8 protein-coding genes are annotated in these 7,274 nt (G+C 57.3%); 2 read left to right on the top strand and 6 right to left on the bottom strand.

Annotated elements, in window-relative coordinates:
- Nucleotides 1-202 precede the first annotated feature (202 nt).
- Genes phoU through pstC form a run of 4 tightly spaced genes read right to left on the bottom strand, consistent with a single transcriptional unit; the run spans nt 203 to nt 3,595 of the window.
- A complete protein-coding gene (gene phoU / locus CFR80_RS16250; RefSeq protein ID WP_029329775.1) occupies nt 203-898 on the bottom strand; it encodes a phosphate signaling complex protein PhoU in 696 nt (231 codons plus the stop codon).
- 17 nt (nt 899-915) lie between these two features.
- Nucleotides 916-1,713: a phosphate ABC transporter ATP-binding protein PstB gene (gene pstB, locus CFR80_RS16245; protein WP_010517153.1), complete on the bottom strand. Its 798-nt coding sequence runs from the start codon at nt 1,711-1,713 to the stop codon at nt 916-918.
- A complete protein-coding gene (gene pstA, locus CFR80_RS16240; protein WP_110507717.1) occupies nt 1,713-2,609 on the bottom strand; it encodes a phosphate ABC transporter permease PstA in 897 nt (298 codons plus the stop codon). The genes pstB and pstA overlap by 1 nt, the downstream gene beginning before the upstream one ends.
- 8 nt (nt 2,610-2,617) lie before the next feature.
- Nucleotides 2,618-3,595 carry a phosphate ABC transporter permease subunit PstC gene (gene pstC / locus CFR80_RS16235; RefSeq protein ID WP_010517157.1) on the bottom strand — a complete coding sequence of 326 codons (978 nt, stop codon included), beginning with the start codon at nt 3,593-3,595 and terminating at the stop codon, nt 2,618-2,620.
- A 258-nt stretch (nt 3,596-3,853) separates the two neighbouring features.
- Between pstC and CFR80_RS16230 the strand changes: the two genes are divergently transcribed.
- Nucleotides 3,854-4,081: a hypothetical protein gene (locus CFR80_RS16230; RefSeq protein WP_110507716.1), complete on the top strand. Its 228-nt coding sequence runs from the start codon at nt 3,854-3,856 to the stop codon at nt 4,079-4,081.
- A 147-nt stretch (nt 4,082-4,228) separates the two neighbouring features.
- On the top strand, nt 4,229-5,584 hold the full coding sequence (locus CFR80_RS16225) for an inorganic phosphate transporter (RefSeq protein WP_110507715.1): 1,356 nt from the start codon (nt 4,229-4,231) through the stop codon (nt 5,582-5,584).
- Nucleotides 5,585-5,803: 219 nt separating this feature from the next.
- Here CFR80_RS16225 and ppk2 read toward each other — a convergent pair whose 3' ends face one another.
- The gene (gene ppk2 / locus CFR80_RS16220) at nt 5,804-6,715 is read right to left on the bottom strand and encodes a polyphosphate kinase 2 (protein ID WP_110507714.1); all 912 of its coding nucleotides are present in this window, start codon (nt 6,713-6,715) and stop codon (nt 5,804-5,806) included.
- A gap of 51 nt (nt 6,716-6,766) precedes the next feature.
- The gene (locus tag CFR80_RS19495) at nt 6,767-6,931 is read right to left on the bottom strand and encodes a hypothetical protein (protein ID WP_181418259.1); all 165 of its coding nucleotides are present in this window, start codon (nt 6,929-6,931) and stop codon (nt 6,767-6,769) included.
- Nucleotides 6,932-7,274 lie beyond the last annotated feature (343 nt).

Genomic DNA, 7,274 nt, shown 5'->3' with positions numbered 1-7,274 from the left:
GGCCATTCTTGATCGCATCCTACGACCACCTATCGGGCAATGCCCGCACTGTGGAAACCTTCTACTCCAGACCTCGCAACATATTCTGCCAAAGTAGTGCTAACCAGCAATACACCCCGTGACCCGCGAAATCGTATCCAGCCGCATCAACATACGTATGGCCCGCACCGCCGCCATGGTGCGGTCGTGCAAGCAGGGCGCCTCAGTCAAACGTTTTCCCGCGCGGGCGCACGATCGGCAGGATATTGCCGGTTACGGCGTAGTACACACGCTCTGAAATATTTGTTGCATGGTCGCCAATACGCTCAAGGTTCTTGGCAATGAACAGCAGGTGCGCACACGGACCAATATTGCGGGGGTCTTCCATCATGTACGTCACCAGTTCACGGAACAGGGAAACATATAGTTCATCCACCGCCGTATCCGAATGCCAGACAAGACGCGCCAGTTCGGGATCACGCTGGTCCATGGCGTCGATGGTACGCCGCAGGTTTTCCTGCACCAGTCGCCCCATGCTGTGCAGTCCCGTCAGTGAGATGGGACATGACAGCAGTTCGTTGCGCATGGCCCGGCGTGCGATGGAAGCCGCGCAGTCCCCGATACGTTCCAGATCGCCCGAGATCTTCAGCGCGACCACGACTTCACGCAGATCGCCCGCCATGGGCGCGCGCAGGGCCAGCAGGCGGATGACCAGTGCCTCGGTCTCACGTTCCAGTTCATCAACCTGCGGGTCCATTTCGGGCGCGTCGAGGGCTGCGACCTCATCATGTTCGACCACGGCGGTAATGGCCTGCGCCACCTGCCGTTCCACCAGCCCACCCATCTGGTTTACCAGCGAACGGAGCTGTTCCAGTTCCTGCTCATAACTCTGGACCGTATGTACGGATTCATGTGGCATCATTACTGCTTTCGCTTTTAGCCGAAGCGGCCGGTAATATAATCCTGGGTGCGTTTGGCGTGCGGCGCGGTGAACATCTTGTCAGCCGTATCCACTTCCACCAGTTCGCCCATGTAGAAAAACGCGACCCGATCCGCGCACCGCGCCGCCTGCTGCAGGTTGTGCGTCACGATGGCAATGGAGAATTCCTGCTTCAGTTCATCCAGCAGTTCCTCGATCCGGGCCGTGGAAATCGGGTCCAGCGCACTGGTCGGTTCATCCAGCAGGATGATTTCAGGGCGCGTTGCAATGGTGCGCGCAATGCACAGCCGCTGCTGCTGACCGCCCGACAGGGCGGCGGCCGAAGCACCGAGGCGATCCTTTACTTCGTTCCACAACGCCACGCGCCGCAGCACCCCCTCCACGCGCTGGTCCATATCCGTGCGCGACAGGCGTTCATGCAGCCGCACGCCAAAGGCGATGTTGTCATAAATGGACATGGGAAACGGCGTGGGTTTCTGGAACACCATGCCAATGCGTGAACGCAGCACGTTGACATCCAGGCTGGGGGACAGGATGTTGCGCCCGTCAAACAGGACTTCCCCCGTTGCGCGCTGACCGGGATAAAGGTCATACATCCGGTTGAGGATACGCAGCAGCGTGGACTTGCCACAGCCGGACGGCCCGATCATGCCCGTGACCTGACGCGCGGGAAAATCCAGCGATATGTCCTTCAGCGCATGGTTGCTGCCATACCAGAAGTCCAGGTTGCGTATGGCCAGCGCCAGGGCAGAGGTATCGTGGCCCGTCGTATCATCCATGATAGGTTTGTTCATTATTGTGCAGATCCATTGCGCGTTAGCCACCAGCGGGCCAGGATGTTTGTTGCAAGCACCGCGACAGTAATCAGCAATGCCCCGGTCCATGCCATCTGCACCCAGTCATCATAGGCTGAACCGGCATACTGGTAGATCGTGACCGGCAGACTGGCCATGGGTTCGTTCAGGTTGGTGGACCAGTTGAGGTTGCCAAGCGAGGTAAACAGCAGGGGCGCAGTCTCGCCCGAGATCCGCGCCAGCGCCAGCAGGATGCCGGTCATGATCCCGCCACGCGCCGAACGCAGGCAGACACTCAGGATCACCCGCCACCCCGGCGCGCCCAGCGCATAGGCCGCTTCACGCATGGCGCGCGGGACAAGACGCAGCATGTCTTCCGTCGTGCGGACGACAATGGGGATGAACAGTACCGCCAGCGCCAGCGTGCCCGCCATGCCGGAAAAGTGGCCTGCCGGTTCCACAATGATCAGGTAGATGAACAGACCCACCAGAATGGACGGCACCGACAGCAGCATGTCCGACACGAACCGGACCAGCATGACAATCCGTCCGTCCTGACCGAATTCGGACAGGTAGATCCCCGCCATCATGCCCAACGGCGTGCCGATCAGGGCGGCAAGACCAGTCTGTTCGCAACTGCCGATAATGGCGTTCGCCAGGCCGCCGCCACTGCCGGGGGATGCCGTGCTGTGCACGAAGGTCGGTAGCGTCAGCCCCCCTGCCCCCTGCGTCACCAATGTCCACAGGATCGAAAACAGCAGGAACAGCACGACAACCGTCGCCACATTACACAGCAGGCTGACAAACCGTTCAACCAGCCTGCGCCGCACGGCCATTGCGCCGCCGCGCTGCCATCCACCGGCATCAATGGATTGCGATTGGGGGGCTGACATCATGGCTTTCCTCAGTTCGACACGCCGCGCTGCAGGAAAATGCGCGAGCAGGCCAGGGTGATGAATGAAATGATCATAAGGATCGCACCAAGCGCCAGCAGGGCGGACAGCTTCAGGCTACCGGCCGAACTTTCGGGAAATTCCAGCGCGATCAGCGAGGCAATGGTGTTACCCGGCGCAAACAGTGACCAGCCAAGGCGGTTGCTGTTGCCAATGACGAAGGTCACGGCCATCGTCTCCCCCAGCGCACGGCCCGTGCCCAGCATGATGCCCCCCATGACCGCCTGCCGCGACCACGGCAGCACGACATCGCGCATCACCTCCCACCGCGTGGCGCCAAGGCCAAAGGCGCTTTCCTTCAGCACGGCGGGAATGGAGACGAATACATCCGTCATGACGGAACAGATGAAGGGCGTGATCATGATGGCCAGGATCAGGCCGCCGGTCAGCAGCCCCGTCCCGTAGGGCGCACCGCGAAACAGCAGGCCCATGCCGGGCACATGGCCAAGGTAATGCGTGGCCACAGGTTCAATATAATGCGCCATGAACGGCACCACTATGAAAAACCCCCACATGCCGAAGATGATGGAGGGCACCGCCGCCAGAAGCTGCACCGCGGTTTCAATAAACCGCGCCAGCGCCGGAGGAGCCATTTCCACCAGCCAGAAGGCCACGCCAAATGCAAAGGGCACGGCAAAGACAAGCGCGATCAGCGTCGTGACCAGCGTGCCGAAAATGGAGGTCGCGGCACCAAAGTGATCTGAAATCGGGTTCCAGGCCGTGCTGGTGATGAAGCCGGGGCCAAAGGCGGAAAATGCCCGCCACCCCCCACTCACCAGCACGATGATGATACCGGCCATGACAAGCAGGATGAACCATCCGGCCAGGCGGGCGAGCATGCCGAAAACCAGATCACCGAACCACCCGCGCGTATTCGTATCCATTGCAACGCCATCGCGGACCGTAATGGTGGATGGACTTTCCATCATGTAATTCCTGCTGTGTATGACACATCAGCAGCACTAGGCCGCAACATCACGCCATGGCAATAATAACTTGATCTATTTTGTATGAAGTTTTTATGACACCAGTCACTACATAAATGTCATCCCATGTATATTATGCATGTCATAGAAAGTTCATCTATTTCCGGTTGCGCGGGCACCTGAACTACTGCATAGCACCCGCAGCGGGGTTAAACGGCGCCTTACGGCATTCCCCAGGTAAAACAGACAGGACTCACCCTTATGTTTGAATCCAGCGTTATAGAAATCGATGGCATCTTTGTCGGCATCGTTTTCCACAACAGCCCTGACGAGCCATACAAATTCCGCGCCATGCATGAACGTGTCACGCAGATGGACGGTGACATCCTGCCCACATTCGAAGCGGCCGTAGCCCGGGCCCGCACCCGGTTCCGGACGGGCCGGTACAAGCCCGCCCGCGCCATGGAAGCCACGCGACTGCGGGCGTGAGACATTCCTTTTCCGTCCCGACATGCTGATCTATATTTAGCATATATTCAAATATGAATATTATATTAAACCCAAAACCATCCTCTTATATTTTACTTTTTACTTATTTATGGTGCGTGCAACAGTAACTTACTGGTGTATTATTTCATGCTCCACTTCGCCCCCTATTCGGCATTTTCGATCATCGCACTGGTCGTATGTTTTGCGCTTGTCTGTGTCTTTGAATTCGTAAACGGCTTTCATGACACGGCCAACGCCGTTGCGACCGTTATCTATACCAGATCACTCAAACCCCGGACCGCCGTGATCTGGTCAGGGTGCATGAATTTTGTCGGTGTCCTGCTGGGCGGAATCAGCGTGGCCTACGGGCTGGTTGAACTGCTGCCGGCGAACGTGCTGTCGCCCCCCAATGGTGATCCGGCCGTGCCGATGCTGATTTCGCTGTTTGGCACGGCGCTGGCGTGGAACCTGTTTACATGGTGGTTCGGCATCCCGAACTCCAGCTCCCACTGTGTGATCGGGGCACTAATCGGAATTGCCATCGGGGATGCGCTGCTGCACACGCGTGACCTGGGCAATAGCGTTGACTGGTCACAGATCTGGAAAATCCTGCGCGCACTGGCCATCTCCCCCCTGCTGGGGCTGATCGGCGCGGGTGGCCTGTATTTCATCATCCGGCACCTTGTCCATGATCCCGAACTGTACCAGCCGCCGCAGGGTGACAGACCGACCCGTGGCTGGGTCCGTGGCCTGCTGATCCTGACCTGCACCGGTGTCAGCTTCTCCCATGGCAGCAACGATGGTCAGAAAAGCATTGGCCTGATCATGCTGACCATTATCGGCATCCTGCCCGCAACCTTTGCCCTTGCCCCCGACAGCACACCGCGCATCCCGCATATTGCCGAATATGCCACCAGCGCCGCACCACTGATTGAACAGTACGACCATGACGGCCTGCGTGACGAAGCGATTGCGGCGGTTGGCCGCCTGTCCCGCACCGATGCGCAGAATGTCGTTCCCTCCGTCCTGCGTGCGGACATGTATGAAGTCGTGGCGGGGCTGAAGGCTGTATCCGTCAATCCCTCCGCCTCAACCCATGAGCGCGCGCAGGCTAAGGTGCTCAGTAACCAGATGCGCCCGGTCGTGGAATATGCACCGTGGTGGGTGCGCCTGCTCAGCGCGCTGTGCCTGGGGATCGGCACCATGATCGGCTACAAGCGGATCGTGCATACGCTGGGTGAAAAGATCGGCAATACCCACCTGACACCAGCCCAGGGGGCATCGGCCGAACTGGTGGGTGCCGGGCTGATCGCAACCGCGGGCTATACCGGCCTGCCGGTCAGCACGACACATATCATAACCGCCGGGATCGCGGGCACCATGCTGGGATCGGGATCTGGCATCAACCGTGGCATGCTGGTCAAGATCGCGCTGGCGTGGATATGCACCCTGCCGGTCACCATCACGCTTGCTGCCGGCCTGTTCTATCTGCTGAATTCCTGACATTCACTGAATGGCTGACAAGACGAAACCGGGATCGCATGCCCTGCGGTCCCGGTTTTTTCATGGACAGCGTATATACATTACTATGCCCTGTCTGACTGAGATGTCCCGGTCAGCATCATGTCTGATGAGTATTTTTCAAAAAATAATGCCGCCTTTGGAACAAAGGCGGCATCCGGAAACCGTTTATCTGTATCAGTCCCCAATGTTGAAAAGCATTCAGTATGTCTGCGGCACGATCATGGTCTCGGGCACGGGCTGGCGAATGTAATCAGGACTGAAGACACGTTCGGGCAGGCGCACCTCGGGCTTGCTGACATCATGATAAGGTACCTGTGACAGAAGGTGACTGATACAGTTCAGGCGTGCTTTCTTCTTGTCATCGGCAGGAACGATCCACCATGGTGCTTCGTCAATATTTGAACGTTCCAGCATGATCTCCTTGGCCAGCGTATAGGATTCCCACCGCCGCCGGCTTTCCAGATCCATGGGGCTGAGTTTCCACTGCTTCAGCGGATCTTCCATGCGGGCGCGGAAGCGCAGTTCCTGTTCGTCATCGGAAATGGAAAACCAGTATTTGACAATCTGTATTCCGCTGCGCACCAGCATCCGTTCGAATTCGGGCACGGAGCGGAAGAACTCCTCATACTCATCATCCGTACAGAAATTCATGACCCGCTCAACGCCCGCGCGGTTATACCAGCTACGGTCAAACAGCACGATTTCCCCCGCCGCCGGCAGGTGGCTGACGTAACGTTGGAAATACCACTGCGTCCGTTCGCGGTCATTGGGGGCAGGAAGGGCCGCAACACGGCATATGCGCGGGTTCAGGCGCTGGGTAATGCGCTTGATCACGCCGCCCTTGCCCGCCGCGTCCCGTCCTTCACAGATCACCACCAGCCTGTGCCCGGTTTCCTTGACCCAGTCCTGCAGCTTGACCAGTTCCCCCTGCAGGGTCAGCAGTTCGCGGAAATACGCCCGTCTGAAATCAGGCGTGCCCTTATCCCTGTCCGAACCCAGGCGGACATCATCCAGTTCCAGCTCTATTTCTTCATCAATATCGTCCAGTACCTCCTCTCGCAGGCGGTTCCGTTCCCACGATGCTGCATCGCTGCCGGGGATTTCGGTCATGTCGGGGTCTTCTCCATCTGTTTTCCTGATTACAGTACGGGTGGAAGAAAATCAGAATTCATCATGGATGTAGGCTTCATCTTCCTCCACCAGTTCAGGAACCGGTGCGGGAGGGGTCTGTCTGGTCTGGCCCCGTGTATCCTTCCACACCAGAACAACGGCGGATCGCCATTCTTCATGGATCTGCGGCGATTTCGGTTCGGAATCCGGTTTCATGATATCCATTCCTGTACATGCGCCTATTCAGACCATAGGCATGCAGAGGTATAGGACAGCCCACGGCGCATAATATGAATATTTGATGAAATTAGAAATCAACCAAACATAAAAGAAAATATCTATATGTTTTATATTGTTTAATTATCAATTATAAATGGAATAGTTTAATGAATTACAAGTATAGTCAGGTAACCTTAAGATAGGATGGATACATAAGAATTCCAGTGTTGTCTTTTTTTAAGAGCCCGATCCGAAAGTTTTTCAAGCTTGACAATGCCTTGCTGTCCGTCGTGTGAGCATGCGGATCGAGGCGATCAATGTCCATGCGGTTGAGGACGCA

It is taken from the genome of Komagataeibacter oboediens (assembly GCF_003207815.1).
GTDB classification, from domain to species: domain Bacteria; phylum Pseudomonadota; class Alphaproteobacteria; order Acetobacterales; family Acetobacteraceae; genus Komagataeibacter; species Komagataeibacter oboediens.
Note: the sequence above shows the minus strand (reverse complement) of the source record. Positions and strands in the feature narration are given on the sequence as shown.